Source organism: Acidimicrobiales bacterium (assembly GCA_030747595.1).
GTDB lineage: Bacteria > Actinomycetota > Acidimicrobiia > Acidimicrobiales > MedAcidi-G1 > UBA9410.
The window spans coordinates 1-578 of sequence record JASLKK010000068.1; the positions used below are offsets into that span (position 1 = coordinate 1).

Here is a 578-nt window from a genome sequence, read left to right on the forward strand (position 1 = left end):
GGACAACCTGTTCGCCGCGCCGATCGCCGTGACCTATTTCAACATGAAGGACCTGGTCAAGCCCGTCGTGGTCAGCCCGGACGCGGGCGGCGTCGCGCGCGCCAAGGCGTTCATGGAGGGCTTCGGCCGCCTGCCGGACCCGCCGCAGGTCTCGCTCGCCGTCATCCTGAAGCAGCGGGCGGAGGCGGGCGTCGTCGGCACGATGCACCTCGTCGGCTCGGTGGAGGGCTGCGACTGCGTCATCGTCGACGACATGATCGACACGGCGGGCACGCTGACCGCGGCCGCGAACGAGCTGCGCGCGTTCGGCGCGCGGCGCGTCTTCGCGTTCGCGACGCACGGCCTCTTCAGCGGGCCCGCGGCGGACCGCATCGAGCAGTGCGTGCTCGAGGAGTGCGTGGTGGCGAACACGGTGCCGCTAGCCGCGGCCGTGCGCGAGAAGACGCGCAAGATCCGCCAGGTCAGCGTCGGCAAGCTCGTCGAGGGCGCCATCCGCGGCATCCAGTGCGGCACGTCCGTGAGCGCCCTCTTCACCCAGGACATGGCGGCGGACCTCCTATCCTAGCCGCGGCCGGCGC

1 protein-coding gene is annotated in these 578 nt (G+C 71.8%); it reads left to right on the forward strand.

The features are described 5' to 3' along the window. The coding region (prs, locus tag QF777_12140; protein ID MDP6912278.1) for a ribose-phosphate diphosphokinase at window positions 1–565 on the forward strand (565 nt) is incomplete at its 5' end. Window positions 566–578 lie beyond the last annotated feature (13 nt).